The following is a 24116-nucleotide window of genomic DNA, read 5'->3' as shown; positions in this document are numbered from 1 at the left end:
TTACGTCGCAATTTGCGTCGTCTGTGCCATCGTGCTCGAAAAGCGCTTTAGAGCAATTTAGCTAAAAGACCCGGCTTGTGAGCTGGTGAGCATCGTGCCAATGCTCCGCGTTGGCCTGACTCAGAAGCTCATCTCGATCACGTCATCCGGCACGATCAGCTTGCCTGCGGTTTTGGCCACGATTTCTTCCACGCTGACCCCCGGCGCGCGTTCGCGGAGGATGAACGCGCCGTTTTCGATTTCCAGGTAGGCCAGATCAGTCAGCACCTTGCGGATGCAGCCTGCGCCGGTCAGTGGCAGGCTGCAACGGGTGAGCAGTTTGGATTCGCCGTCCTTCGACGCATGGGTCATGGTGACGATGATGTTGTCAGCGCCCGCCACCAGGTCCATCGCGCCACCCATGCCCTTGATCAGCTTGCCGGGGATCATCCACGAAGCGATGTTGCCCTCGATATCCACCTCGAAAGCGCCGAGCACCGTCAGGTCGACATGGCCGCCGCGGATCATGGCAAAGGATTCGGCCGACGAAAAAATGGAGGCGCCGATGCGCGCGGTGACCGTCTGCTTGCCGGCATTGATCATGTCCGCGTCGATGGTGTCTTCGGTGGGGAAGGCGCCCATGCCCAGCAGGCCGTTTTCCGACTGGAGCATGACGTCGATGTCATCGGGCACGTAGTTGGCCACCAGGGTCGGAATACCGATGCCAAGGTTCACGTAGTAACCGTCCTTGAGTTCACGGGCGACACGTTGAGCCATTTGTTCGCGGGAAAGTGCCATCGTCTGAAGCCTCTTTATTGTTGTAGGGCCAAGGCTGCGCTATCAGGATTTTCTGACGGTGCGCTGTTCGATGCGTTTTTCGAAAGTGCCCTGAATGACCCGGTCGACGTAGATGCCGGGGGTGTGGATCTGGGTAGGCAGCAGCACGCCGGGCTCGACGATTTCTTCGACCTCGACCACGGTGATCCGTCCGGCGGTGGCCACCACCGGGTTGAAGTTCTGTGCGGTATGACGATAGATGACGTTGCCGAAGTGGTCGGCTTTCCAGCCCTTGATCAGGGCGAAGTCACCGGTGATGGCTTCTTCCAGAATCACGTTGCGGCCATTGAACTGACGGGTTTCCTTGCCTTCGGCGACCGGCGTTCCGTAACCGGTCGCGGTGTAAAACGCCGGAATGCCCGCGCCACCGGCACGCAGTTTTTCCGCCAGGGTGCCTTGCGGCGTGAGTTCGACTTCCAGCTCGCCGCTGAGCAGCTGTTTTTCGAACAAGGCGTTCTCGCCGACGTAGGACGAAATCATTTTGCGGATCTGCCGGTCTTCCAGCAGGATGCCGAGTCCGAAGCCGTCAACGCCACAGTTATTGGAGACCACGGTCAGGCCCTTGATGCCCATGCGCTTGATCTGCGCGATCAGGTTTTCCGGGATGCCGCACAGGCCGAAGCCGCCGCAGAGTACCGTCATGTCGTCGGTCAGCCCGGCGAGGGCTTCTTCGTAGGTCGCTACTCGTTTATCGAGTCCAGCCATGATGATCCGCCTTTTATAGTTGTTGACCGACAGTCGCGCTGCCGGAGGATCGGGTGACCTGCATCTTCTCTCGACGGGACTGATTTGTTAATTTTGTTTTTCTGATCAATTCATAAGAAAAGCAAATATATGAACGTCAAGCAGCTTCGCGCTTTTCTGGCCGTTGCGCAGTACCTGAGCTTCGCTCAGGCCGGCGAGCGACTCAACGTGTCGCAACCGGCCTTGAGCCTGACGATCAAGAGCCTCGAAGAGGACCTTGGCGGACAGCTGTTGACGCGCACCACACGCAACGTCGGTCTGACGCCCGAAGGCGAGACCCTGTTGCCGCTGGCGCGCCAGTTGCTGGCCGACTGGGACAACACCGAAGAACTGCTGCGTCAGCGTTTTACTTTGCAAATGGGCAGGGTGTCGGTCGCCGCCATGCCATCGTTTGCCGGTAATCTGCTGCCAGCGGCCTTGAAGGTGTTTCGCGGGCGCTACCCGCGCGTCAACGTGGCGGTGCATGACGTGATCAACGAGCAAGTGCTGGAGATGGTCCGCCATCGCCGTGTCGAACTGGGTATCGGCTTTGAGCCCGAGTCGAACAGTGCCCTGTCATTCACCCCGTTCTATATGGACCGCTTCGTCGCCGTGGTGCCCCGTGAGTCGCCACTGGCCGGGCGGCATGAGGTCGCCTGGGAAGAACTGCTGCGTGAAGACTTCATCGCCCTGCAACGCCCGTCGGCAGTACGTTTGCTCCTGGAACAGGCCATCGAGCCGCGCCACGGCAAGCTGGCGGTCGCGTTCGAGAGCCATCAGTTGTCGACCATCGGGCGCATGGTTGCCAATGGCCTGGGCGTCAGCGCGGTGCCGTCACTGTGCATCGGGCAGATGCAGGAACTGGGGGCCTGCTGCGTGGCGCTGGTGGAGCCGCTGATCGAACGGCGTATAGGCCTGATGATGCTCGCCGATCACAAGCTTTCAGCGGCGGCTCAGGCGTTGCGCGAGGTGTTGATCGAGAATGCTCGCAACAGTCGATAGCGACTATCACGGCGGATGATTTTTGCTGCGTCAGGGGCAGGCGTAACCTTGCTTCATTCCTGAAATGAAGCCCGACCGGAGGCTCCCGATGAACCGTATGCTCGCCCTTGCGCTTGTCCTGACATTCACTGTTGCGCTGGTTTCCGGCTGCTCCACTCACCACGCTGTCGAGCAGCGGGCGTTCAGCGCTGAAGAAAGCCATCAGTTGGCCCTTGAAGACCTCAACCGTCGCGGCCTGTCATTTGATGAGTACCAGGCGCGCAAGGCGCAATTGATGGCGGATCCGCAGATCCAGCAGGCGCGGGACTTCGATGAAAAAGGCGAAACAAGCGTCGATCTGGGTGTCACGGGTCAGCAGCCCCAAGGTTAACAGTCTGCTTGAAAAGTGCTTTGTGTAAAAACTGTACTGCAGTAATTGGCCGGCAACTGTCCGTGTGTTTCCTGCACCGCGTTCGATAGGGTGAGTACCTGACTCACTGATCCGGACAGGCAACATGTTTCTCTCTTTCGATTTGCTTCTGGCATTCACACTCTTCGCGTTCGTCACCTCCATTACTCCCGGCCCCAACAACATGATGCTGCTGGCCTCGGGTGTGAACTTCGGTTTCAGTCGCACCCTGCCGCACATGCTGGGGATCAGTGTCGGTTTTTTCGTTCTGGTACTGGCCGTCGGCTTCGGTCTAGGCAGTGTTTTCAAGGCCTGGCCGGTTCTCTATACAATCCTGCGCTACGTGGGGGCTGCCTATCTGCTGTACCTGGCCTGGAAAATCGCCACGTCGGGGCCGGCCTCCGATAGCGTCGACAGCGAGGGCAAGCCGCTGAGTTTCATGAGCGCCGCGCTTTTTCAATGGGTCAATCCCAAGGCCTGGATCATGGCGATCGGCGCGATCAGCACCTACACCCCCATGCAGGGCTACTTCTACAACGTTGTGGTGATTTCCGCAGTGTTTGCGCTGATCAACCTGCCCAGTGTGGGCGTCTGGGCAGGCTTTGGCAGTTTGCTGCGCAACGTTCTGCGCGATCCGCTCGGGTTACGTATTTTCAACGGCGTGATGGCAGCGCTGTTGGTGGCCTCGTTGTATCCGCTGTTTATCGAGCATTGATGCCTTTGCTATTCCGGCACTACAACGCCAGTTGTAAGTGCCCGCCAGCCTGCTGGTGACGCGCCTGCAAGCGGCGTTGCAGGCCGTGGTGGAAATGCTCCAGCCCTTCGTGCAGGCGCTCGGTGAGGATTTCGTCCAGCGTACCGCCGAGTTCGTTGTCGTCGTAGCTGACCTGGGTATCGATAGCGAAGATGCCGTGCAGTACTTCCTGAGACTTGAGCGCCGACAGCACCGGTTTGAGCGCGTAATCCACGGCCAGCATGTGCGCGATACTGCCGCCGGTGGCCAGCGGCAAGACCACTTTGCCATGCAGCGCGCGCTCGGGCAGTAAGTCGAGCAGGGTTTTCAGCGCGCCGGAAAATGACGCCTTGTACACCGGCGTACCGATCAGCAGGCCATCGGCCTGGCTGACCGCTTCGATCAATTCCAGCACCTGCGGGCTGTCGAAACGGGCGAAAAGCAGGTCCTCCGCATTGAAGTCGCGTATGCGCAATGTGGTGACTTCAACGCCGTGACTCTGCAGCCAGCGGCCGGCGTGGGCCAGCACAACGCCGGAACGGGATTTGGGGGAGGGACTGCCTGAAAGTGAAACGACGCGCATGAGGGATGTCCTTGCGATAAACGTAAGCCTGCAAAGCAGCTTATGTGCCAGCCTTCTTGTGTGTCTGGCGATGGCCCGCAGCCGTTGGGTCTGCGTGTCTTTCACGCAGGGGGAGAGAGTTCGCCGCGCTGATGCAAAAGCCGTCAACTGTTGAACCGCTGTTGCTCTGGCAACAGTCTGGTGCCGTGCGACAGGCAAAAAAATCCCCGCACAACCGCGTGCAGGGAAATTGGTGAACGGCCGCCTGGGTCAGTTGCGAAAGGCCGCACCGGTCTGTATCACGCTGGCCGAGCCGAGCAGCTGGCTGATGAAGCGGCTCCAGCGGGTGATATCGGCAGGGCCGACGAATACCACATCCTGCGCCTTGAGCTCGAACTGCCCCGCCAGCAGGTAGGCGGTGGGCTTTTTCGCATTGAGGTGGTAGACGGTGGAAGGCGCCTGGGCGAAGTTTTCCGCACCGCGTATGACGTACACCGCATCGCCGTCTGCGCTGTCCGGGCTGAGGCCGCCGGAGTTTCCCAACGCCTCGAGCAGCGTCAGGCGGGTGGTGCCGAACGAGATCACCTGAGGGTTACGGACCTCGCCCAGCACGTAGATCTTGTTTCGCGAGTTGCTGTTGAGGTGCAGGTAATCGCCGTCCTTCAGGAAGATCCGGCTCAGTTGCGAGTCCCGGCGGTTCAGCGAGTCGATGTCGATCAGGTAGTCCTTGCCCTCCCGGCGCAGGGTCAGCCCGGCCAGGTTGGCATCGGTCAGGTCGACACCGGCGACACTCACCGCCTGCACCAGGCTCAACGGAATATTGGTAATCGGTTGCGGGCCGGGGACCTTGAAAGAGCCGGACAGTAGTATTCGCTGGCTGTTGTAGCGCAACACTTTGACGTCGACCTTGACCTCGGTGTATTGCGGCGCCAGGCCCATGCGTAACTGCTCACGAACCTCGCTGACCGTTCTGCCACTCGCGCGGATTCTGCCTACATAGGGGAAGTAGAGCGTGCCGTCGTTGAGCACTTCCCGGGTGTTGGCATCCAGTTGGTCCTGTGAGCCCGGCGCGGTCAGTTCGGGGTGTTCGAACACGGTGACCAGCAAGGTATCGCCAGCACCGATCACGTATTCCGGAGTCCTGTAGTCCAGCAGCACCTGCGGCAGGGCTTTGGCCTCTGCGGTGGCGCGCAGTTGCTGTTGCTGCAGGGTCTTCGGGGTGACCTCGATCAACTGTGCCCGGGGTTCGTCCGGCTTGTCGAGGGTGACGTCATCCGGCGTCATATGTTGCCCCGGCGCGAATGCACAGCCTTGAAGCGCCAGGCTGACCAGCAGTAACGCAGTAAAGCTTCGATTCATGACGTTTTTCCTTTCATGGGATTGCTCCGTTCTTGTTGCGTACCGAGGGTGTTCGGTGGGTGCTCAGGTCAGCGCTGGCATCAGAAGGCGTTCTTGTTGACGAACCCCTTGAGCAGCGTCAGCAGAATGATTTTCAGGTCCAGCCAGATCGACCAGTGCTCGATGTATTCCAGGTCGAATTCGACGCGCATGCGCATCTTGTCCAGCGTGTCGGTTTCGCCGCGCCAGCCGTTGATCTGCGCCCAGCCGGTGATGCCGGGCTTGACCTTGTGGCGCAACATGTAACCGTTGACCTGCCTGCGGTATTGCTCGTTGTGGGCAATGGCGTGGGGGCGTGGGCCAACGATGGACATGTCGCCGTGCAGCACGTTGAAGAACTGCGGCAGCTCATCCAGCGACGTCCGGCGCAAAAAGCGGCCCAGCGGTGTTACCCGCGCGTCGTTGCGCGTCGCCTGAAGCACCACATCGGTGTTTTCCTGGACGCTCATGCTGCGAAATTTCCAGACCATGATCGAGCGGCCGTCCAGCCCGTAGCGGCGCTGGCGGAACAGCACCGGGCCGGCCGAGGTGAGCTTGATGGCTGCCGCGATGGTCAGCAGCGGCACGGCGATCAGCAACAGAATCAGGCTCGACAGCACGATGTCTTCGGCACGTTTGGCCAGGCTCCAGGCACCGTCCATGGGCGAGTCGAAAATGCTGATGCTGGCCAGGCCGTTGATGCTTTCACTGCGCGCATGCAGCAGGTCGAACATGAACACATCCGGAATCAGATAGACCGAGGCGGTGGTGTCGCTCAGGCCGGTAATCAACTCGCGCAGTTGCGGTTCGGCGCTGAAGGCGAGGGTGATGTACACCTTGTCGATCCGGCCTGCGCGGGCATCTTCGATCAACTGCTGCAGATCACCCAGTACGGGCGGGCGGCGCTTGTGCGCCTGCAGATTCATCTGCTGCGGATGCGCGTCGTAAAAGCCCAGCAGGATCAGGCCCATCCAGGGCGCCAGGGCGATGGACCGGGCCAGCCGCTCGCCGACCTGCCCGGTGCCGACGATGGCCACCCGGCGCGTATTGAAGCCACGCCGACGCAGGGTGTGCAGGGCCAGACGAATCAGCAGCCGGTAGCCGCACAGCACGGCGAGGGCCAGTGCGAACCAGCTCATCTGGCCGTTATCGGGCAATTGCGTCTGGTTGAGCAGCAGGCTGTTCAGCGACAGCAGGGTGATGAAGGTCATCGCCCAGTAACTGAAGACCTTGGTCAGCTCGCGCAGGATGCGCTCGCCGCGCCATGAGCCATACAACTGGTGGTACTCGCTGACCCAGTGAAAGACCAGCACCGCGAGGAAAATGTGCGACCAGGCTTCTGTGCTGTCGGTGACTGTCAGCCCGGTTTGCCAGTAACCGATCAGCACAATGACGGTCAGGTCCAGCAAGCGATGGGCGAGCGAAAGCGCTGACTGGTGGGCACGCAGAATGCCGCGGACTGAAGTACGCATGGGGAGGGCTCGCTCAGACGATTTTCAGAGGGACGACACGGTTCGGCAGTTCGCTGCCCAGGCCGGGCGCTGCCTGGGCGACCCATTGCGACTGAGGCAGGCGCGCCAGATGAACCCTGCTTGAGAGGGCCAGACGGTCCTCGACGAAGGCTTTGATCTCCTGCTCGAAGCGCGCGACCGAAAACCGCTCGGCATTGGCTCGGCAAGCCTCGGGAGAGATGCGTGATTGCGCCGCTTCGAATTCGCCGATGGCGGCGATCAGTGATGCGACTGTTTGCTGTCGGTAGAACACGCCGGTCGGCTGCGGGTGATCCAGACCGCGCACGGTTTCCATGACGCCGCCCTTGGCGAAGGCGATGACCGGCGTGCCGCAGGCCTGGGCCTCGACCGGGCTGATGCCGAAATCCTCCTCGGCGGCGAAGACAAACGCTCTGGCACTGCGCATGTGCTCAAGCAGCACGTTACTCGGTTGGAAACCCAGCAGCGTCACGTTGCTCACCTGGCTGGCAATGGCCTGCGCCTTGGCCAGGTCCGGTCCGTCACCGATCATGATCAGGCGTTTGTCAGGCATCGCGGCAAAGGCTTCGACGATCATCGGCATGCGTTTGTAAGGCACCATCCGCGAGGCGCAGAGGTAGAAGTCCCCACGCGTGCCCTGGGCAGTGAAGCCGAGTGTGTCCACCGGCGGGTAGATAACGGTGGAGTCGCGTCGATAGGCCTTGCTGATGCGCGCACCGATAAACCCGGAATTGGCAATGAAGGCATCCACGCCGGTCGACGTGCGCTGGTCCCACAAGCGAATGTAATGCAGGATCAGGCGCGCCAGGCCACCCTTGATTCCCTTGCTCAGCCCGGACTCCTGAAGGTACTGGTGCTGCAAGTCCCAGGCATAGCGGATCGGTGAGTGCACATAACTGATGTGCAATTGGTCCGGGCCGCACAGCACGCCCTTGGCCACCGCGTGGCTGCTGCTGATGATCAGGTCATAACCGGACAGATCCAGTTGCTCGATGGCCAGCGGCATCAGTGGCAGGTAGCGCGAATAGTGTTTGCGGGCACCGGGCAGCTTCTGGATGAACGTCGTTCTGGCGACCTTGCCATGCAGGTGCGCGCGGTCCTGATCGCTGAGGAAGTCGATGACCGCAAACAGGTCCGCAGCAGGCCAGACGTTGATCAATGACGCGAGCACGCGCTCGGCACCGGCGTAGCTCACCAGCCAGTCGTGGACGATAGCGATTCTCATGGGCGTTCCTTGCTGTAATGGCCCGCGCTACTGCGGACACGACGGCGCGCATCCTGGCGTTGCTGTTGTGGATTCAGGGTTTGCCGGTGGACGATTCGGCGGCGACGTGCAGCTTGCTTTGCTGCGCAGGGTCGGCCGCCAGCAACGTATCGATGCGCTGGGAAAGGCGCTGCGCGGAAAGCTCCCAGGAAAAACGCTGCACGTTTTGCAGGCCTTGCACACGCAGCGCCTTGCGCAAGGGCGCATCCAGCAGAATGCGCTGCATGGCTGCGGCCATGTGGCTGACGTCCAGCGGGTCGAAATACAGCGCACTGGCCTGCAGAACTTCCGGGATCGACGCGGCATTGGCCGCCAGCACTGGACAGCCGCAGGCCTGGGCTTCGAGCGGCGGGATGCCGAAGCCCTCGTAAAGCGAAGGGAAGACGAACGCAGTCGCGCCCTGGTACTGCGCGATCAGCTCGGCATCACTGAGGCGCCCCAGAAAACGGATGCGCGGGTCACGGCAGGCGAGGTGCTGCAGGTTCGGGTCGGCGAACAACGCGCTGGCTGCGCCGACAATATGCAACTGCAGATCCGTATGGCCGCGCAGGCTGAGAAAGGCCTGAATCATCCGTCTGAAATTCTTGTGCACGGCCGGCGAGGACACGGCCAGCAGGTATTTCGGATGATTCACCGCGGTCGAACCCGGTATGAAATCGTCGCTGACCGCAGCCGGTACGACGAGCACCTTGTCTTCTGCGTAACCATAGAACGAGGATATTTCTTTGCGCGAGAAGTGGCTGCCGGTGATCAGGGTTCTGGCGCGCGACAGCAGGATCGGGGTGATGGTCCGATAGGCCAGCCGGAACAGCCGGGTGTAACTTTGCGGGTAGCGCACATAGTTGATGTCGTGGTGAGTCGCAATCTGGTTGCCATACAGCACGGGCCCGGTGTTGCTGATCGAGATCAGCAGCGGACTGCTACGACGTTTCAGGTACAGCGGCAGGTCGATCTGCTCCCACGCATGCCCGGTGGAGCGCCCGATGCAGTGCGCCTCCAATGCGCTGGCGCAGTCATGCAGCCTGATGTTATGCGGCGCAACGAATACCAGATCGTTGCGCAGTCGCTTCAGCGCTCGGCACATCTGCTCTGCGTAGCGCTGTACACCACTGATGTCCTGGGTAAGAAACCGTGCATTGATGAAAATCATCTTGAGCGTCCTGCTGATGAAAGTGGGCTGGCGGGTGCCACACCGTGTCCTTGATGTCGTCAAAGGGGGCGATTGCGCCCGTGCTACGTGCTGCGATCCTGCAAGGTCTGGGCGAAGATGCTTTCGTACTGGTCCAGCATCAGGTCCAGGTTCATCAACGACGCGACGCTGCTGCGTGCCTGGCTGCCAAGGCGTGCCAGCAGTTCGGGCTGCTGATGCAGCCTGAGCATCGCCAGCCCCAGTGAATCGGGGTCATCGGGGCTGCACAGCAAGCCATTGAGCGGTTCCTGAATGATTTCCGTGAGCCCGCCCATGCGGCTGGCGATGACCGGCAGCGAGTGCGCGCACGCCTCGACCGCGACCATGCCGAATGGCTCATTCCACAGGGAAGGCACAACCGCCACGTCGATCTGGCGATAGAAATGCTCAGGCCTCTGAAAACCGACGAAGCTGATGTCCGGGGACGTGACCATGGCCCTGAAGCGCTTTTCGTCGGATGGCTGTCCGCGCCCGGCGATCTGCAGGGTGGCTTTGAACGGCAGGCGCTGGAACTGCTCGATCAGCCACTCCAGCCCCTTGTTGGTCGACAGGGTGCCCAGGTAACCGAAACGCAACGGTGCGTTATCGGCAAGTGCTTTTGGCTGCTCGCGAAGCGCTGGCGTAAACGGGCTGGCGTTATGCACCACATAGCCTCTGGCATGCTTGAAGTAATCCTGCGCCCGCAGCGTGTCGAGCATGAAGCGGCTGACGCCGACCACCGCGCTGACCTGTTCCGACTGGTGTGCATGATGGCTGCGCAACCGTGTGCACGTCGTGCACTGGCGCTGACAGCTTTTGCCTTTTCTGAACATCGTGCTTGCCGGGCACAGCAGGTAGAAATCATGCAGCACCTGCACGATCGGGCAATTGGCCTGGGTGATCTGGTCCCATGCCGAGACAGACCAGCCCGTCAGGTTATGGCACACCACCAGTTCTGGCTGCTCCAGCTCCATCACGCGCTCCACGTACTCACGCATGCCTGCGTTGTAGCGGTCGCGCCAGTGCCAGGCAAAGCGCGCCAGCCGGCCCGGACGCTGCGCGATGAAGTGCCAATAGTGGTTAAGGAGGCCGGCCCGATAGACCTTGACCCGGTTGACCTCCGCCAGTTGCAAGCCAGGCCGGTCAGTGGTGGCTAATACCGCGACGCCGTGCCCGCGCTGCTGCAAGCCCTCGACCGTACGCTGCAGAATGATTTCTGCGCCGCCGCCGATATCGGGCGCGTAGAGGCTGTTGATGAAAAGGATTTTCATAGTGGGTAGGCCCTGTTCAGGCCCAGCCTGCCGGCTTCGCCTTCGCGAATGGCGTCGTTGAGCAGGTCCAGACGCTGGGCCGCGTCATGGCGCCAGGCATACAGGCTCAGCAGGCAGAGAAACACCCGGCGATTGAGCCGATAGCTGAGCGTGGAAGCCGCCCAGACATGTTTGTCGAACCAGGCCTGATTGCGCGCTGCGTAGTAGGCGCGCAGATCCGAGCCGCCCAGCAGGTAGCTTTCATAGACATTGCGGGTCCGTGCCTTGATGTTCCAGGAGTCTTCCAGATCATCCAGCCGCGCATCGGGCACCAGAAACAGCTTTCCGCCACCGTCGGTGATGCGCCAGGTGTATTCGCTGTCATCGCTGTACAGTTTGAGAGCATCCAGTGGCAGGCCGATCTTTTGGTAAAGGCTGCGATGGGCAAGCAGCCCGCCGTAAGTGGCAAAAGGCAGTTGCACGCGTTCCGGCATCAGCCGGGTCGCATCGGGCTTTCCCCACGGCAGGCGTCGCCAGATCTTGTAAGGCAACTGTGCGATGTGAAAGCCGAAGAAGCTTGAGCGCCGCTGGATCGCATATTGCAGCGGCACACCTGCGGCGATGTCGGCTTGATGCGTGGGGCGAAAGCCGAGCACCGCGCAGTTGTCCTGGCCGTCGATGAGTTGCCGTTCACGCAAGGATCGATGCAATGCCTCGATGGCATGCGCGGTCGGTGCGTTATCGTCGTCCATCAGCCAGATGCAGTCGTCTCCGGTTTGCAGCGCGGCGTTGATGCCCACCGAGTAGCCATTGGCCGAGCCGGTGTTGTGCGGCAGCCAGATCACCTGAACCCGATCGGGCCACTCATCGCACAGCACTTGCAGCGGCGCGGTGGAAGCATTGCTGACAACGATCACGCGGCCGATCAGCGGGCTTTCCAGCGAGCGGCTGATCAGGGTGTGCAAATAGCTGAAACGGTCACCATAGGTGAGCGTTACCAGTGTGGTCTGGCGCGGCATGGTGCGATTCCGAGGCTGGTGAAACAGGCGTGCGACGCATGCTTTCAGGACACGTCGTGCGGCAGGTTGCGGCGGGTTCGAGCGCTAGGCGCTCGCCTCGATTCGCGACAGGCTGCTGATCGGCAGCACCACTTTTTGCTGGCGTTGCAGCATATTGAGCAGGATCACCGCGCGCTGCGCGCCGTCTTCGCTCAGAAAGATGGCCTCGACTTCACCCCAACTGGCATGCGTGATCAGCACCGCGTCCCCCTGGGTAAACTGTGTTTTCGGCGCGGGTGTGGCGAGTCGTTGGCGGATCTGCTCGATCAGATGATCCCGAACCGGCACCGGATGACCACCGAAGGTCACGATGCGCGAGACGCCGCGGGTGGAGCGAATCGGGTACCAGTTGTCCTGCACCTGATCCATGTGAATGAACAGATAGCCGGGGAACAAGGGCTCGCCGGCCTGAGCCTTCGCGCCGGTTTTTTTTGCATCGGCCTGTAACGGTCGATAGCACTCGAACTGCTGACGCCGCAAATGTTCTTCGGCGCGGGCTTCCTGCCGCGGTTTGGTCTGGATCAGGTACCAGCGGACATCCTGGTCGGAGTGGGACATGGTTAATTCCTTTTAAATGAAACAGCTCGGTCAGCGGCAAGCAGCACCCCGGTTATCGGGGCGCGGGGTGGTAGTTGTAGCCGTAGGCGGCGCAGTCGTAGTCGGAGGTCGTGGCCTTGCGCACCACCGCGTTGAAAATGGCGCCCTTGATCAGAATTCCGTTCTGACCCAAACGTCGTTTGCTGGCTTCGATTTCCTGAACGGTGGTCATGCCGAAGCGCGCCACCAGCAGGCAAGTGCCCGCCTGACGGCCAACCAGCGTCGCATCGGTCACGGCGAGGATGGGCGGGGTGTCGATCAGAATCAGGTCGTACAGCGGCGACAGTTCGGCAAGCATCTTGTGGAAGTTGTCATGCATCAGCAGCTCCGAGGGGTTGGGCGCGGCGAAACCACAGGAGATGAAATCCAGATGCCGGACACGGGTGGTGTTGATGACCTCGGTACAGCGCAGACGCGCCGCCAGTGTGTCGGACAGCCCGTGTTTGGGTTGCAGACCGAGGAGGCGATGCAGGTAGCCTTTGCGCATGTCGGCATCGATCAGCAGGACCCGTTTGCCGGTCTGGGCAATGATGGTCGCCAGATTGCTCGACACAAAAGACTTGCCTGCACCCGGTGTCGGGCTGGATATCATCAGCACGTTGTTGCGCGCTTCAAGCATGGCGAAGTGCAGGCTTGTGCGCAGGCTGCGCAATGACTCGATCGCCAGCTCGGCAGGGGCGGCAATGCTCAGCAACTTCGACTCCTTGCCAGCATGGTCGCGCTTGTCCAGATGCTCCTGTTGACGCGAGTAGGGCAGCGACGCGTAGACCGGCATGCCCAGATTTTCAATGATCTCGGCGCTTTCGACGCCGCGATAGAACGCCTGGCGCACGAAAACCATGGTCATCGCCACCAGTGCGCCGAGCAGCGTGGCAATCAGCACAATCAGCGTTTTCATCGGTTTGACGGGTCTTTCGACATTGGTGTCGGCGTTGTCGATGACCCTCACGTTGCCGATGTTGCCAGCGCGCAGAATGTCCTGCTCCTGGCTTTTGTTGAGCATCAGCGTGTAGGTCTGGCTGATGACCTGCATATCGCGGGTCAGGCGCAACAGCTCCTGCTGGGTCATGGGCAGCGCGTCGATTTTTTTCAGCAGGCCCTGGCGTTGTTGTTCCAGCTGGCTCATCTGGCTCATCAGGCTGCGATAGGTCGGGTGCTCGCGGGTATACAGCCGTTCCAGTTCGACGCGTTTGAGTTTCAGTTCGGACAGCATCGAGTCAAGACTGACCACCTGGTCAAGCACCCCCTTGGTTTCGATACTCAGGTCCACCGATCGGGCGCTGGTCTGGAAGGTGTTCAGCGCGGTTTCCGATTCCTCGAGCTGCTTGCGTACGGCGGGTAACTGCGAGCGCAAGAACTGCAGCCGCTGGGCGGCCTCGGCCGAACTGCGCTCGACGTTCTGACGTACATACAGATGGCTGACCTCATCGAGAATCCGGTTGGCCCGTTGTGCGTCCTGGTCCTCGATCGACAGGTAGATGATGCCCGAGTCCCTGCCGGCCTCGGCGATCTTCAGGCGGTTCTGATAGATCAGCGCGGTGCTGAGTGTGCGCTGTCTGGAGACAGTGAAATCGGTACCGGGCCGGGCCTGCAGCGTTGCGACCTGAATCTTGATTCCGTGGCCTTCGACCACGCGATTGATCGCACCCCCGAGCAGCAGGTTGTGTTCGCTATCGTAGAGCGAGAACTGGCCGGGTTTGCCTGCGGTCAGGGTGAGTTTTTCACCCAGCAGGTGCTCAGGCACTTCCAGTTGGAACACCTCTATTTTTTCGCCGCCCCACGCATATTGGGTCAGGCCGAATAAAGGCTGCGCCAGTTCACCATCGCGTGCGGGCTTGAAGGTGCGATACAGATACGGACCGATCACAGGAAACAAATCAGGTGTCTGGAGCCTATTCAGCTGCAGATCGTCGACGACCTTGCCCAGCAGCGCGCGGGACTTGATCAGCTCAATCTCGGTGGTCGCCTGCGACACCGAGAGTGGCTTGGCACTGACTTCCGGCGTGCCCTCAATGCCGATTTTCCGAGGCTCTATCTGAATCATGGCGGTGGCCTGATACACCGGTGTGGCCAGAATGGCATAGCCCAGGCCAATCAGAAAAAACACGCCGACGGTCCACAGGATCAGGGTCTTGTGATCGAACAGCATCCGCAGGACCGTTGCCAGATCAATCCGGGAGTCCGGTTGGAAATTCAGGGAAGGATGGTTCATGACGGTCATTTATCCTGTTGCTCCTGACTGAAAATGGGGAAGCCAGTCGTCGATGCAGCGCGAGAGCTGCGCGTAGGTCTGCTCGAAGGCTGACGCGGGGCGCCGGTAAGGGTCGGTGATGTCGAGCGGGTCCTGCCATTTCCCCATCAGAAAGGCTTTGCCGCGCACTTCGGGGGCCAGTTCGAGGACGTCGGAAAAATGCGCCTGCTCCATCAGCAGGATCAGGTCGGCCTGGCGCAGCAGCTCGCGACTCATCTGGCGAGCGGCATGCCGCCGAGGCTGCACCCGATGCGACTGCAGCACCGCATGTGCCGTCGGGTCGATCGACGAACCCGATAACGCGGCGATGCCTGCCGACTGAATACGCACCTGCGTGGCCTGCAGGCGTTCATGCAGCATCGCGACGGCCATCGGACTGCGGCAGACGTTGCCGACGCACAACACCAGCACACTACTGAACATGAGCTTTGCCAATGGCCGGCAGCAGGCGCCTGCGCAGATTGCCGATCACGTTGCCTGCCACTTTCCACAGTGTCTGCAGTTTGTGGCGAGGGGCGAGTGCAGCCAGCGACAGGCACACCGTCTGCATCAGGAAATACTGGTACAGCGGCTGATTGCCCAGGCGGTTGTAATAGTTGGCCAGGCTTGAGCAGGTCTGCAGGTTCATGTGCAACTTGCGTTTGTCACTGCGCATCGAGAACACCCCGCCAGGGTGCATGCGATAGGCGGCCGGCTTGATCCCTGCCATGAACTTGCCCTTGCCGTAGGCCCCCAGCAGCGACCACCAGCACATATCGTTCAGCGGCGCGTTGCACAGGCTCAGTTCGGGCGGCATCTGGCTGAACACATTGCGAAAGCAGACAGTCAGGGTCGACAGGCGTCTTGCCTGTTGCAACTCCAGCGCCGAGGCATCGGCGCGCAGATGACCTTGCAGCTGCACGCCATACTGGCCGTGCTCATCGAAGACGAACGCGTCGTGATAAGTGATGACGTAATCTGGATGAGCTTCGAGAAAGTCCACTTGCTGCTGCAGTTTTTGCGGATCGGTCCAGTAGTCGTCGGCTTCGCAGTAGGCGATGTAACGACCGCGTGCTTCGCCAAACAGGCCCGGGACGCAAGCTCTGCCCTGACTGTACTGATTGATCTGCTGATAGAAGGGCCGAATGATCGTCGGATGCCGCTCGGCGTAGTGCGCAATGATGCGCGCGGTGCCGTCTGTGGAGGCGTCGTCGTTGATCAGGATTTCGTACCTGAAATCGGTCTGCTGTGACAAAAGCCCGTCCAGCGTCTGGGCGATGAAGCCCTCCTGATTGTAGGCGGGGCATACGATGCTCAGCAGCGGTGGCGCCAGGCAGGTTTCGTCGGTATTTCTTACAGTGTCGTCCATGGCTCAAGTACTCGGTTTACTGAACAGAACATAGAGTTTCGATGCCAGCGGCCGGTGACTCGTCGCCACCAGCGTCAGGGTGACAAGCCCGCTGAGCGCGAGTGCCAGAAGCACGCTGCTGCGGCTTTCACCGGCAATCAGATTGAAAACGGGGGCGCTGACCACCAGGCCGGCAGCGGTTATCGCGCTGATACGCAGGATGTCGCTCAGCCACTGGCGATGAAGACCGGGGACCAGGTGTCGATGCACGATGGCTGGCCATATCGCGAAGGACGTCGCCCGCAGAAAAAACCACGCCAACGCCGCGCCGTACACGCCCTGATAATGGATCGCCAGCACCATCACCGGCACGCTGACCAGCGTCGAAATCAGGCTGTACCACAGGTGCAAGTGCATCCGTCCATAGGTGTATTGCAGATAGAACTGAAAGGCACTGGCGGCCATGATGGCGCTGCCCAGTGCGTACCAGCCCAGCACCGGACGACTCCAGTGCGCGGCGACCGGATCGCCGGTCCAGGCGAGAATCAACGGTTCTGCATACAGGGCAATGACCGCCGCCAGAGGAAACAGAAAGGTGCAGGCGAAACGATTGGCGGCCAGAAACAAGGCGTGCATCTCGTCGCGCCGCCCCTCGGCCATCAACACCGTCAGGCGCGGCAGCAGCGTCTGGACCAGCGGGTTGGTCAGCATCACGATGCCGGTGGCGATCAACGCCACCAGTGAGAAGTAGCCGTACTGGTCCAGCGGCAGCAGATTCGACAGAAGTGCCTTGTCCACCTGAGTCAGCACGATCCACAGCACAGCGCTCAGCGACAGGCTGGCGGCGAAGGGCAGGATCGGCTTGATCAATGGCCAGTCCAGTCCGGTCAGCCAATGCGGCGCAGGCATCTGCCTGCGGGCCTTGCCGGCAAACAGCAGAGTTTCGATCAGCCCCACTGCGAGTTGAAATTCAAAGAAGTCTCGTGGGTCCCGGGAAAACTGACTGACCAACACCAGGCCACCGAAGTAGCGCAACGTGGCGATCGACACATTGGCGACGTTGAGCCAGCCATGCTGTTCAAGGCCCTGAATCGCGCTTTTGTACAGCGTCGAATACAGGCGCAGGGCAATGATGATGCCCATCAAGGTGATGCAATGGGTCAGCGTGTCGGGTTGTAGCGTATCTGCGTTCAGCCAGTGCGCGGCGATCCACGGGCTGGCGACACAGACCAGCAGGGCGCTGAACATGGCCATCGGCAGAAAGATCAGTTCGAACGAGCGCAGCAGACGACCCAGGTATTGTTTGCTTGCAGGGGTGTCTCGCTGGTGCGCCACCGCCCGCACCAGGCTGGGCGACAGGCCGGCATCCAGCAATTGCAGCCAGGCCTGCAGCAGGGTGAAGAAACCGATCAGGCCATACGCTTCGGCACCCAGATGGCCCAGATAAAACGGCATGATCAGAATCCCGACCAGCAGCACGTAAGCCTGCCCGCCGTAATTCAGCAGGGTGTTGCGAATGAGGGAATGTTTGCCGGGCATGATCGTCAGCAGACCCGCGCAACGGTGCAGGCCCGGTAGTCAGTTTCAGTCCCGCTGCAGGCTTCGATCAGGGTGCGGATCACCAGGTCCTGCTCGCTTCTCAGCAGACCGGGATAGATCGGCAGGCACAGCACTCGCTCGCTCAACGCTCTGGAGACCGGCTGGCTGGGTTGCGGCTGCAGGTATTCAAGGGTATCCAGCGAGGGGTAGAAGTAGCGGCGAGGGTTGATCTTGTGCTGGTTGAGTGCCGTGCGCACGCTCAGCAATTGTTGTTCGTCGCGCAGGGCCACAGGGTAATAACTGTGATTCAACTGGCTGTCGGCCTGGGGTGTCTGCAGATCCAGATGGTCCTGCAGCGACGAGGTGTAGTGACCGGCTATCTCTGCGCGCTCTTCGAGAATGTTGCTGATGTTGTCGAGAATGCACAGCCCCATGGCGGCGGAGAATTCATTGAGCTTGGCGTTGATGCCGATGCCATCGATCCGGTCGACGCCGGAAATGCCGAAGTTGCACATCAGATGGGCTTGTCTGGCCAGATCGTCATCGTTGGTGATGATCGCGCCACCTTCAATGGTATGAAACAGCTTGGTGGCATGGAAACTCAAGGTGCTGATGTCGCCATGATTGAGCACCGACTGGCCTGCGTGACGCACGGCGAATGCATGTGCGCCGTCATAGACGACCTTGAGCTTGTGCTCGCGGGCTATCTGCTCAATGGCTTGCACATCACACGGATTGCCAAACACGTGGGTGGCGACGATCGCAGTGGTGTCTTCGGCAATACTGTTTTCGATGTGTTTCGGCGAGATGTTCCAGGTGTGCGCATCGATGTCGGCAAAGATCGGCCGGATGCCTTCCCATTGCAGCGAGCTGCTGGTCGCGACAAAACTGAATGGCGTAGTCACTGCGCTGCCACTCAGCCCCAGCGCCCGATAGGCCACTTGCAGGGCCAGGGTGCCGTTGTTGGTCAGAATAATGTGCCTGACGCCCAGGTAGTCCTTGAGTCGATCCGTCAGCTCCCTGGCCAGCGGACCGTGATTGGTCAGCCAGCCACGTGCGTAGATGCCTTCGACATAGCGTTTGAACTGGTCGATATCACCCAGATATGTCTTGGTCACGTTAATCATCGAAGCCTCCATGTTTCTTTGAATCAGCGCGTTGCCAAGCGGGTGACCGGGCATCTTTCGCAGACGTACGTTGACTGCCGGGCACGCTACCGCCGAATCGGGTCGATCCAGTCAGGGCGCTGCTTACACAGAACCAACGCGTAAGCGTCGAGTGGGTCGCATTGCAACAGGCAAAGCTACCGCCACACCGAACGCATTCAGCACTTTAAAAAGGAAGTGAGAGTCAACAGACATCCGCCAGCGCCGGGTAAGCGCCGTGGAAATAACTGACAGGGTGAGACGGGACAGCAGTCAACTTCGGCGGATGATTCCAACGCTATGCTCTGCGGCATGTGCGTAAAACCGGAATGTGCCTGACGGTCCTATATATCGGTGGCGGCAGGGTATCTGTCAAATTATTTCGTCAGGTTTCTGTTAGATTTTTGATAAATGGTAGAGCGAAGAATCTAACGTACTGATTTATAAGTGTGTCAAAAAAATATCATCCGTCGATGTCTTTTTAACGACACAGCTCACGGCCTCTGTCCGGCGTCCAGAGATCAACGGATTTTACGACAGCAGCTTTTTAAATATTCTATTTTGATCTATATAAATATTAATTGATAATTTTTGGTTCTATTTGATTTCGTGCATGATCGTCCTCATGGTCTGTAAACGAGGAACGTGCATGAACGAGCCAGTGCTGTATTTTGATTACGCTGCCACCACGCCTGTGGACGAGCGCGTCATCAGGGTGATGGTCGATTGCCTGGGGGCGTCAGGCAATTTCGGTAATCCGGCCTCCAGCTCCCATTCGTTCGGCCAGAAGGCCCGCCTTGCGGTGGAACTTGCTCGCGGGCAGGTTGCGCACCTGGTGGGTGGGCAAGCCTCGCAGATCATCTGGACTTCCGGCGCTACCGAGTCCAGCAATCTGGCACTCAAGGGGGTGGCTCAGGAACGTGCCAGGCGCCAGGCAGCCGTCGCCGGAGGCAGACCCGGTCATATCATCACCAGTCTGATCGAGCACAAGGCTACCCTCGACACCGCCCGTCAGCTTGAGGAAGAGGGCGTCGATGTTACCTGGCTGGCGCCGGACAGCGAGGGCCTGATCAGCGCCGATGCAGTCAGTGCAGCCTTGCGTGACGATACATTTCTGGTCTCGCTGATGCTGGTCAATAACGAACTGGGTACCGTCAACGACATTGCCGAGATCGGCAGGCGCGTACGTGGGCACGGGGCGCTGTTGCATGTCGACGCTGCTCAGGGCGCCGGCAAGCTGCCGATCGACCTCAGCCAGCTCGCGGTAGATTTGATGTCGCTCTCGGCACACAAGATCTATGGGCCCAAGGGCATTGGCGCCTTGTATGTCGGTCCGCGCGCGCAGCAGCGTGTTCTCGCCCAGATTCATGGAGGAGGGCACGAATGTGGCTTGCGCTCCGGGACACTGGCGACGCATCAGATCGCCGGAATGGGCGCGGCCTTTGCCCTGGCGGCAGAGGTGCTCGAAGAAGAGGTGGTTGAAATACAGCGGCTGAGCGATCTTCTTTGTGAGCGCCTGGCCAAGATTCCCGGGGTGTGTATCAACGGCAGCCCCACGCAGCGGATTGCCCACACGCTCAGTTTTACCTTCACCCATAACGATCTGGACGTCGCCGCGCTGGGTGAGAGTCTGGCCTTTTCGTCCACCTCCGCCTGCAACTCGGCGAAAAACCTGCCGTCGCATGTCCTGCTCGCCCTTGGGCTGAGCCCGCAGGCCGCCAGCCAGACGATACGCCTGAGCCTGGGGCGCTTCACCCGCGAGCAGGACATAGAGCGTGCGGTCGACTCGATTCGCGCCTCTCTTGTTCAGCCTGCGTTCTGGGCGGTTGCTCAGGCTCGATGAGTGCTCCATTATCTGAGCCAGTGAAAGCAGTCAATTTCCGGGTCAGCAGGAGAGTCAATGAGCACGCAATCCAATGCCAGTTCAGGCGTGGCAGAACGTTTGGCGCAAACCCGCGCCTTGATGAGCAGGGAGCGCATCGATGCCTATCTGGTGCCGTCAGCGGATCCGCACCTCTCCGAATACCTGCCCGGCTATTGGCAGGGGCGCCAGTGGTTGTCGGGTTTTCACGGCTCGGTCGGTACGCTGATCATCACCCAGGATTTTGCTGGCATATGGGCTGATAGCCGCTACTGGGAACAGGCTACCAAGGAGCTGGCCGGCAGCGGCATCGAGCTGGTGAAACTGATGCCTGGCCAGCAAGGTCCACTCGAATGGCTGGCAGATGAAGCCAAGGCCGAAAGCGTGGTTGCCGTTGATGGCGCGGTTCTGGCCGTTGCTTCTTCGCGAACCCTGGCAAGCAAGCTCTACGAGCGCGGCGCGCGGCTGCGAACCGATATCGACCTGCTCACCGAGCTATGGCAGGACCGGCCCGCGTTGCCGTCCCACCCGATTTACGAGCATTTGCCTCCCCAGGCGTCACTGGACCGTAGCGAAAAACTCGCGCGGGTTCGTCAGATCATCGTCGAGCGAAAAGCTGACTGGCATTTCATTGCAACGCTGGACGACATCGCTTGGCTGTTCAATCTGCGTGGCGCAGACGTTTCCTACAACCCGGTGTTCATCGCGTTCGCCTTGATCGGTCCGCAAAGCGTCACGCTGTTCGTGGATTCGAAGAAAGTGCCGGACTCGGTGCGCGCGCGCCTGGAGCGCGACGCTATCAACCTCATGGAGTACACGCAGATTGGCGCCGCCTTGCGTGAACTGCCGAAGGACGCGCGACTGCTGGTCGATCCGGCGCGGGTTACCTGCGGGCTGCTCGATTACCTGGACAGTGAGGTCACGCTGGTTGAAGGGCTTAACCCGAGCACGTTACTGAAGTCGCAAAAAACCGAAGCCGATACGGCCCACATCCGCCAGGCAATGGAGCAGGACGGCGCAGCGCTCTGCGAGTTCTTCGCCTGGCTGGACAGTGCGCTGGGGCGAGAGCCTGTCAGCGAGCTGACCATTGATGAAAAGCTCACGCAGGCACGCGAGCGACGTCCGGGCTACGTCTCGCCCAGCTTTGCCACCATCGCGGGTTTCAACGCCAATGGCGCGATGCCACATTACCGCGCCACCGAGGCGGAGCATGCGCGGATAGAAGGCGATGGTTTACTGCTGATCGATTCGGGCGGCCAGTACCTTGGCGGTACCACCGACATCACGCGTATGGTGGCGATCGGAACACCGAGCGCCGAACAGAAGCAGGACTGTACGCGCGTCCTCAAGGGTGTGATCGCACTGTCGCGAGCTCAGTTTCCCAAAGGCATTCAGTCGCCGCTGCTGGACGCAATTGCCCGAGCGCCGATCTGGAGTGAAGGTGTCAATTACGGCCACGGCACCGGGCATGGTGTGGGGTATTTCCTGAATGTGCACGAGGGGCCGCAGGTCATTGCCTATCAGGCGCCTGCAACGCCGCAGACGGCCATGCTGCCGGGCATGATCACGTCCATCGAGCCCGGTACGTACCGGCCTGGACGCTGGGGTGTGCGTATCGAAAACCTGGTGATCAACCAGGAAGCCGGCAAAACCGAATTCGGCGAGTTTCTGCGCTTCGAAACCCTGACGCTGTGCCCGATCGACACCCGTTGCCTCGAGGTGTCGATGTTGAGCGCAGAAGAGCGCGCCTGGTTGAACGACTACCATGTGCATGTTCTGACGCGCTTGAGCCCGCTGCTGCAGGGCACTGCGCTGTTGTGGCTGCAGGCCCGCACGATCCCTGTCTGATTAAGCCTTCACGTTGCCGCGGGCTCAGTCCTGCGGCGACGGATTCGCCAGTGGTGCAGCTTTCCTGCACACGATGATCATGCTGCGGCTGGTGTAACCGGCCGGGTTCAGGCCGAACGGATAGTCTTCGGGCTCCTCGGTGGCATCGCCTGACTTCGCGATCACCTTGAATGTTCTCGAAGCGCAGGAGTTGGTAGCCAGTTCGTAGCATTTTGCCCAGGACGACGTGAGGCCTGAGCAATTGATGTGGATGCCTCGCTTGCTTTGCGTGACGGGTTTGGACGTGGCTGCACAGCCTGCCACAGCCAATATGGCCAATACGACAAAAATGTATTTCATTCCTTTCCTTAGCGGGCCATTGCTGATCGCGATCCATCTGATTGACTGGACCATGAGTCTTTTGAACTGTAACGCATAGCCACCGACTATAAATCGGTCAGGTACAAACATGGCGCATGCGCGTAACAAATGCTAGTGCCATATGGCTTCTTGATGCGTGGTAAGTTCAGTCGGCCGGCACCAGTTGAGGTTTGCTGTTTGCAGAACCAAGGGTTGCGCCAATGGACGCGAAGATGATCGCGCCGATCGCCAGCCACTGAGTCAATGAAAGGCTTTCATGAAGAAACACCAGGCCGGAAAGCGCGGCGAAGACCGGTTCCAGGCTTGCCAGCGTGCCAAATGTACGCGCCGACATTCGCGTCAGGGCGATCATCTCCAGGCTGTAGGGCAGGGCAGTCGAGAGGATTGCGACACCCAGTGCTGCGGGTATCAGTGAAATATCCAGTAACGCAGAGCCTGCGTGTATTACGCCTATCGGGCCTATGAACAGCGCGGCAATCACGACACCAAGCGCTGCTGTCTGCACACCGTTGTCGGCGCCTGCCTTGTGACCGAATACGATGTATGCGGCCCAGCACACTCCGGCGCCCAAGGCGTAGCCCGCACCGAGCAGATCAATCGCGGCAGCTGAGGTCCCCAAAGGGATCAACAGCAGCAGGCCGATGACTGCCAAAGTTACCCAGAGGAAATCAATGGGCTTGCGGGAGGACAGCAAAGCCACCGCCAGCGGGCCGGTGAACTCCAGGGCTACTGCAATTCCCAAGGGGACTGTCTGCAACGACATATAGAAGAGAAGGTTCATGCAGCCCAGCGCAATGCCGTAGATCACCACAGTGCGTAACGACTTTGCAGTCAGATTCGCCCGCCACGGGCGCAGGACGGCAACCAGGATAAGGCTGGCGAATACCAGCCTGAGTGTTGTGGTGCCTTGCGCGCCCACGACAGGGAAAAGACTCTTTGCCAGCGACGCGCCGCTTTGAATGGAGATCATGGCGATCATCAGCAGTCCCAGAGGGAACAGGGCAGAGGCTATGTTGCGGGATTTCTCAGACATTTCAGATGTACATCCTGGGTGTGATCCGGGCACAGGTAACGGCGCATGATGCGGAATAATCAATGAATGGGCAATATATTGCGCAAAGGGTGCGTGCTCTTCTTATATAGGTAACCACGAAACGGTCAATTTCGGTGATTTTGAAATTAACGGTTGACGCCCTCTGTGAGGTGTCTATAATTCGCCCCACTTCCGGCGCAGACGGAAACGAAAAAGCCTTGTAGATCAATGGTTTGCAAGGTTTTAGAGTGAAGAGTCAGCGAGGAAGGAGGTCGGGTCTGGATTGATCGGCAGCGGTGAGAAAAAAGAGTTTGACACGCGGTT

At 60.1% G+C, this 24116-nt stretch carries 22 protein-coding genes; 5 read left to right on the top strand and 17 right to left on the bottom strand.

Annotated features, from left to right (window positions below):
- Positions 1 to 120: 120 nt before the first annotated feature.
- A complete protein-coding gene (locus tag GE543_RS17865; protein WP_003315741.1) occupies positions 121 to 777 on the bottom strand; it encodes a CoA transferase subunit B in 657 nt (218 codons plus the stop codon).
- Between the two features lie 42 nt (positions 778 to 819).
- Entirely contained in the window at positions 820 to 1521 is a 702-nt protein-coding gene (locus tag GE543_RS17860; protein WP_003391701.1) for a CoA transferase subunit A, read from the bottom strand.
- 129 nt (positions 1522 to 1650) lie between these two features.
- Here GE543_RS17860 and GE543_RS17855 point away from each other — a divergent pair, with 129 nt between their 5' ends.
- The 3 genes from GE543_RS17855 (at position 1651) to GE543_RS17845 (ending at position 3644) form a co-directional block, all read left to right on the top strand.
- Positions 1651 to 2541 (top strand): LysR family transcriptional regulator, encoded by an 891-nt coding sequence (locus GE543_RS17855; protein WP_003417645.1) that lies wholly within the window; start codon positions 1651 to 1653, stop codon positions 2539 to 2541.
- A gap of 88 nt (positions 2542 to 2629) precedes the next feature.
- Entirely contained in the window at positions 2630 to 2911 is a 282-nt protein-coding gene (locus GE543_RS17850) for a lipoprotein (RefSeq protein ID WP_003348622.1), read from the top strand.
- A 124-nt stretch (positions 2912 to 3035) separates the two neighbouring features.
- Positions 3036 to 3644: a LysE family translocator gene (locus GE543_RS17845; protein WP_046270057.1), complete on the top strand. Its 609-nt coding sequence runs from the start codon at positions 3036 to 3038 to the stop codon at positions 3642 to 3644.
- A 19-nt stretch (positions 3645 to 3663) separates the two neighbouring features.
- Here the strand turns inward: GE543_RS17845 and ssuE are convergent, their stop codons facing one another.
- From ssuE to GE543_RS17780, 13 genes are all read right to left on the bottom strand, one after another.
- Positions 3664 to 4245, bottom strand: coding sequence for an NADPH-dependent FMN reductase (gene ssuE / locus GE543_RS17840; RefSeq protein WP_003348618.1), 582 nt, complete (start codon positions 4243 to 4245; stop codon positions 3664 to 3666).
- Positions 4246 to 4494: 249 nt separating this feature from the next.
- Positions 4495 to 5583, bottom strand: a complete 1089-nt coding sequence (locus tag GE543_RS17835) for a polysaccharide biosynthesis/export family protein (RefSeq protein ID WP_003417642.1) — start codon at positions 5581 to 5583, stop codon at positions 4495 to 4497.
- Positions 5584 to 5663: 80 nt separating this feature from the next.
- Positions 5664 to 7073, bottom strand: coding sequence for an undecaprenyl-phosphate glucose phosphotransferase (locus GE543_RS17830; RefSeq protein ID WP_153222029.1), 1410 nt, complete (start codon positions 7071 to 7073; stop codon positions 5664 to 5666).
- A gap of 13 nt (positions 7074 to 7086) precedes the next feature.
- Positions 7087 to 8316 carry a glycosyltransferase family 4 protein gene (locus GE543_RS17825; protein WP_153222028.1) on the bottom strand — a complete coding sequence of 410 codons (1230 nt, stop codon included), beginning with the start codon at positions 8314 to 8316 and terminating at the stop codon, positions 7087 to 7089.
- Between the two features lie 73 nt (positions 8317 to 8389).
- Positions 8390 to 9505 (bottom strand): glycosyltransferase family 1 protein, encoded by a 1116-nt coding sequence (locus GE543_RS17820; RefSeq protein WP_153222027.1) that lies wholly within the window; start codon positions 9503 to 9505, stop codon positions 8390 to 8392.
- A gap of 83 nt (positions 9506 to 9588) precedes the next feature.
- The gene (locus GE543_RS17815) at positions 9589 to 10794 is read right to left on the bottom strand and encodes a glycosyltransferase family 4 protein (protein ID WP_003417638.1); all 1206 of its coding nucleotides are present in this window, start codon (positions 10792 to 10794) and stop codon (positions 9589 to 9591) included.
- Positions 10791 to 11792, bottom strand: a complete 1002-nt coding sequence (locus tag GE543_RS17810; protein WP_100073188.1) for a glycosyltransferase — start codon at positions 11790 to 11792, stop codon at positions 10791 to 10793. The genes GE543_RS17815 and GE543_RS17810 overlap by 4 nt, the downstream gene beginning before the upstream one ends.
- 84 nt (positions 11793 to 11876) lie before the next feature.
- Positions 11877 to 12389: a transcription/translation regulatory transformer protein RfaH gene (rfaH, locus tag GE543_RS17805; RefSeq protein ID WP_046237812.1), complete on the bottom strand. Its 513-nt coding sequence runs from the start codon at positions 12387 to 12389 to the stop codon at positions 11877 to 11879.
- Positions 12390 to 12441: 52 nt separating this feature from the next.
- Positions 12442 to 14649 carry a polysaccharide biosynthesis tyrosine autokinase gene (locus tag GE543_RS17800; protein WP_003417634.1) on the bottom strand — a complete coding sequence of 736 codons (2208 nt, stop codon included), beginning with the start codon at positions 14647 to 14649 and terminating at the stop codon, positions 12442 to 12444.
- Complete coding sequence (locus GE543_RS17795; protein WP_003412064.1) at positions 14650 to 15102, bottom strand: low molecular weight protein-tyrosine-phosphatase; 453 nt, start codon at positions 15100 to 15102, stop codon at positions 14650 to 14652. It lies immediately after the preceding gene.
- Complete coding sequence (locus GE543_RS17790; protein ID WP_153222026.1) at positions 15092 to 16027, bottom strand: glycosyltransferase family A protein; 936 nt, start codon at positions 16025 to 16027, stop codon at positions 15092 to 15094. Before GE543_RS17790 ends, GE543_RS17795 begins: the two co-directional genes overlap by 11 nt.
- 3 nt (positions 16028 to 16030) lie before the next feature.
- A complete protein-coding gene (locus GE543_RS17785; RefSeq protein WP_153222025.1) occupies positions 16031 to 17545 on the bottom strand; it encodes a lipopolysaccharide biosynthesis protein in 1515 nt (504 codons plus the stop codon).
- A gap of 5 nt (positions 17546 to 17550) precedes the next feature.
- Entirely contained in the window at positions 17551 to 18672 is a 1122-nt protein-coding gene (locus tag GE543_RS17780; RefSeq protein WP_153222024.1) for a DegT/DnrJ/EryC1/StrS aminotransferase family protein, read from the bottom strand.
- Positions 18673 to 19339: 667 nt separating this feature from the next.
- Here GE543_RS17780 and GE543_RS17775 point away from each other — a divergent pair.
- On the top strand, positions 19340 to 20533 hold the full coding sequence (locus GE543_RS17775; RefSeq protein ID WP_153222023.1) for a cysteine desulfurase family protein: 1194 nt from the start codon (positions 19340 to 19342) through the stop codon (positions 20531 to 20533).
- A 57-nt stretch (positions 20534 to 20590) separates the two neighbouring features.
- On the top strand, positions 20591 to 22399 hold the full coding sequence (locus GE543_RS17770) for an aminopeptidase P family protein (protein ID WP_103690111.1): 1809 nt from the start codon (positions 20591 to 20593) through the stop codon (positions 22397 to 22399).
- Between the two features lie 24 nt (positions 22400 to 22423).
- Here the strand turns inward: GE543_RS17770 and GE543_RS17765 are convergent, their stop codons facing one another.
- Positions 22424 to 22738: a hypothetical protein gene (locus GE543_RS17765; protein WP_003417622.1), complete on the bottom strand. Its 315-nt coding sequence runs from the start codon at positions 22736 to 22738 to the stop codon at positions 22424 to 22426.
- Between the two features lie 166 nt (positions 22739 to 22904).
- Positions 22905 to 23792: a threonine/homoserine exporter RhtA gene (gene rhtA / locus GE543_RS17760; RefSeq protein WP_003370628.1), complete on the bottom strand. Its 888-nt coding sequence runs from the start codon at positions 23790 to 23792 to the stop codon at positions 22905 to 22907.
- Between the last annotated feature and the right edge of the window lie 324 nt (positions 23793 to 24116).

The sequence above is a fragment of the Pseudomonas sp. SZ57 genome (assembly GCF_009495975.1).
In the GTDB taxonomy this organism is placed as follows: domain Bacteria; phylum Pseudomonadota; class Gammaproteobacteria; order Pseudomonadales; family Pseudomonadaceae; genus Aquipseudomonas; species Aquipseudomonas syringae.
Note: the sequence above shows the minus strand (reverse complement) of the source record. Positions and strands in the feature narration are given on the sequence as shown.

Excerpts from the sequence above, each read along its gene's own strand:
- GE543_RS17800 (WP_003417634.1), bottom strand. The coding sequence starts at position 14,649 with ATGACCGTCATGAACCATCCTTCCCTGAATTTCCAACCGGACTCCCGG.
- ssuE (WP_003348618.1), bottom strand. The coding sequence starts at position 4,245 with ATGCGCGTCGTTTCACTTTCAGGCAGTCCCTCCCCCAAATCCCGTTCC.
- GE543_RS17865 (WP_003315741.1), bottom strand. The coding sequence starts at position 777 with ATGGCACTTTCCCGCGAACAAATGGCTCAACGTGTCGCCCGTGAACTC.
- GE543_RS17775 (WP_153222023.1), top strand. The coding sequence starts at position 19,340 with ATGAACGAGCCAGTGCTGTATTTTGATTACGCTGCCACCACGCCTGTG.
- GE543_RS17765 (WP_003417622.1), bottom strand. The coding sequence starts at position 22,738 with ATGAAATACATTTTTGTCGTATTGGCCATATTGGCTGTGGCAGGCTGT.
- GE543_RS17785 (WP_153222025.1), bottom strand. The coding sequence starts at position 17,545 with ATGCCCGGCAAACATTCCCTCATTCGCAACACCCTGCTGAATTACGGC.
- GE543_RS17810 (WP_100073188.1), bottom strand. The coding sequence starts at position 11,792 with ATGCCGCGCCAGACCACACTGGTAACGCTCACCTATGGTGACCGTTTC.
- GE543_RS17790 (WP_153222026.1), bottom strand. The coding sequence starts at position 16,027 with ATGGACGACACTGTAAGAAATACCGACGAAACCTGCCTGGCGCCACCG.
- GE543_RS17820 (WP_153222027.1), bottom strand. The coding sequence starts at position 9,505 with ATGATTTTCATCAATGCACGGTTTCTTACCCAGGACATCAGTGGTGTA.
- GE543_RS17825 (WP_153222028.1), bottom strand. The coding sequence starts at position 8,316 with ATGAGAATCGCTATCGTCCACGACTGGCTGGTGAGCTACGCCGGTGCC.
- GE543_RS17835 (WP_003417642.1), bottom strand. The coding sequence starts at position 5,583 with ATGAATCGAAGCTTTACTGCGTTACTGCTGGTCAGCCTGGCGCTTCAA.
- GE543_RS17850 (WP_003348622.1), top strand. The coding sequence starts at position 2,630 with ATGAACCGTATGCTCGCCCTTGCGCTTGTCCTGACATTCACTGTTGCG.
- rhtA (WP_003370628.1), bottom strand. The coding sequence starts at position 23,792 with ATGTCTGAGAAATCCCGCAACATAGCCTCTGCCCTGTTCCCTCTGGGA.
- GE543_RS17830 (WP_153222029.1), bottom strand. The coding sequence starts at position 7,073 with ATGCGTACTTCAGTCCGCGGCATTCTGCGTGCCCACCAGTCAGCGCTT.
- rfaH (WP_046237812.1), bottom strand. The coding sequence starts at position 12,389 with ATGTCCCACTCCGACCAGGATGTCCGCTGGTACCTGATCCAGACCAAA.
- GE543_RS17845 (WP_046270057.1), top strand. The coding sequence starts at position 3,036 with ATGTTTCTCTCTTTCGATTTGCTTCTGGCATTCACACTCTTCGCGTTC.
- GE543_RS17855 (WP_003417645.1), top strand. The coding sequence starts at position 1,651 with ATGAACGTCAAGCAGCTTCGCGCTTTTCTGGCCGTTGCGCAGTACCTG.
- GE543_RS17860 (WP_003391701.1), bottom strand. The coding sequence starts at position 1,521 with ATGGCTGGACTCGATAAACGAGTAGCGACCTACGAAGAAGCCCTCGCC.
- GE543_RS17770 (WP_103690111.1), top strand. The coding sequence starts at position 20,591 with ATGAGCACGCAATCCAATGCCAGTTCAGGCGTGGCAGAACGTTTGGCG.
- GE543_RS17780 (WP_153222024.1), bottom strand. The coding sequence starts at position 18,672 with ATGATTAACGTGACCAAGACATATCTGGGTGATATCGACCAGTTCAAA.
- GE543_RS17795 (WP_003412064.1), bottom strand. The coding sequence starts at position 15,102 with ATGTTCAGTAGTGTGCTGGTGTTGTGCGTCGGCAACGTCTGCCGCAGT.
- GE543_RS17815 (WP_003417638.1), bottom strand. The coding sequence starts at position 10,794 with ATGAAAATCCTTTTCATCAACAGCCTCTACGCGCCCGATATCGGCGGC.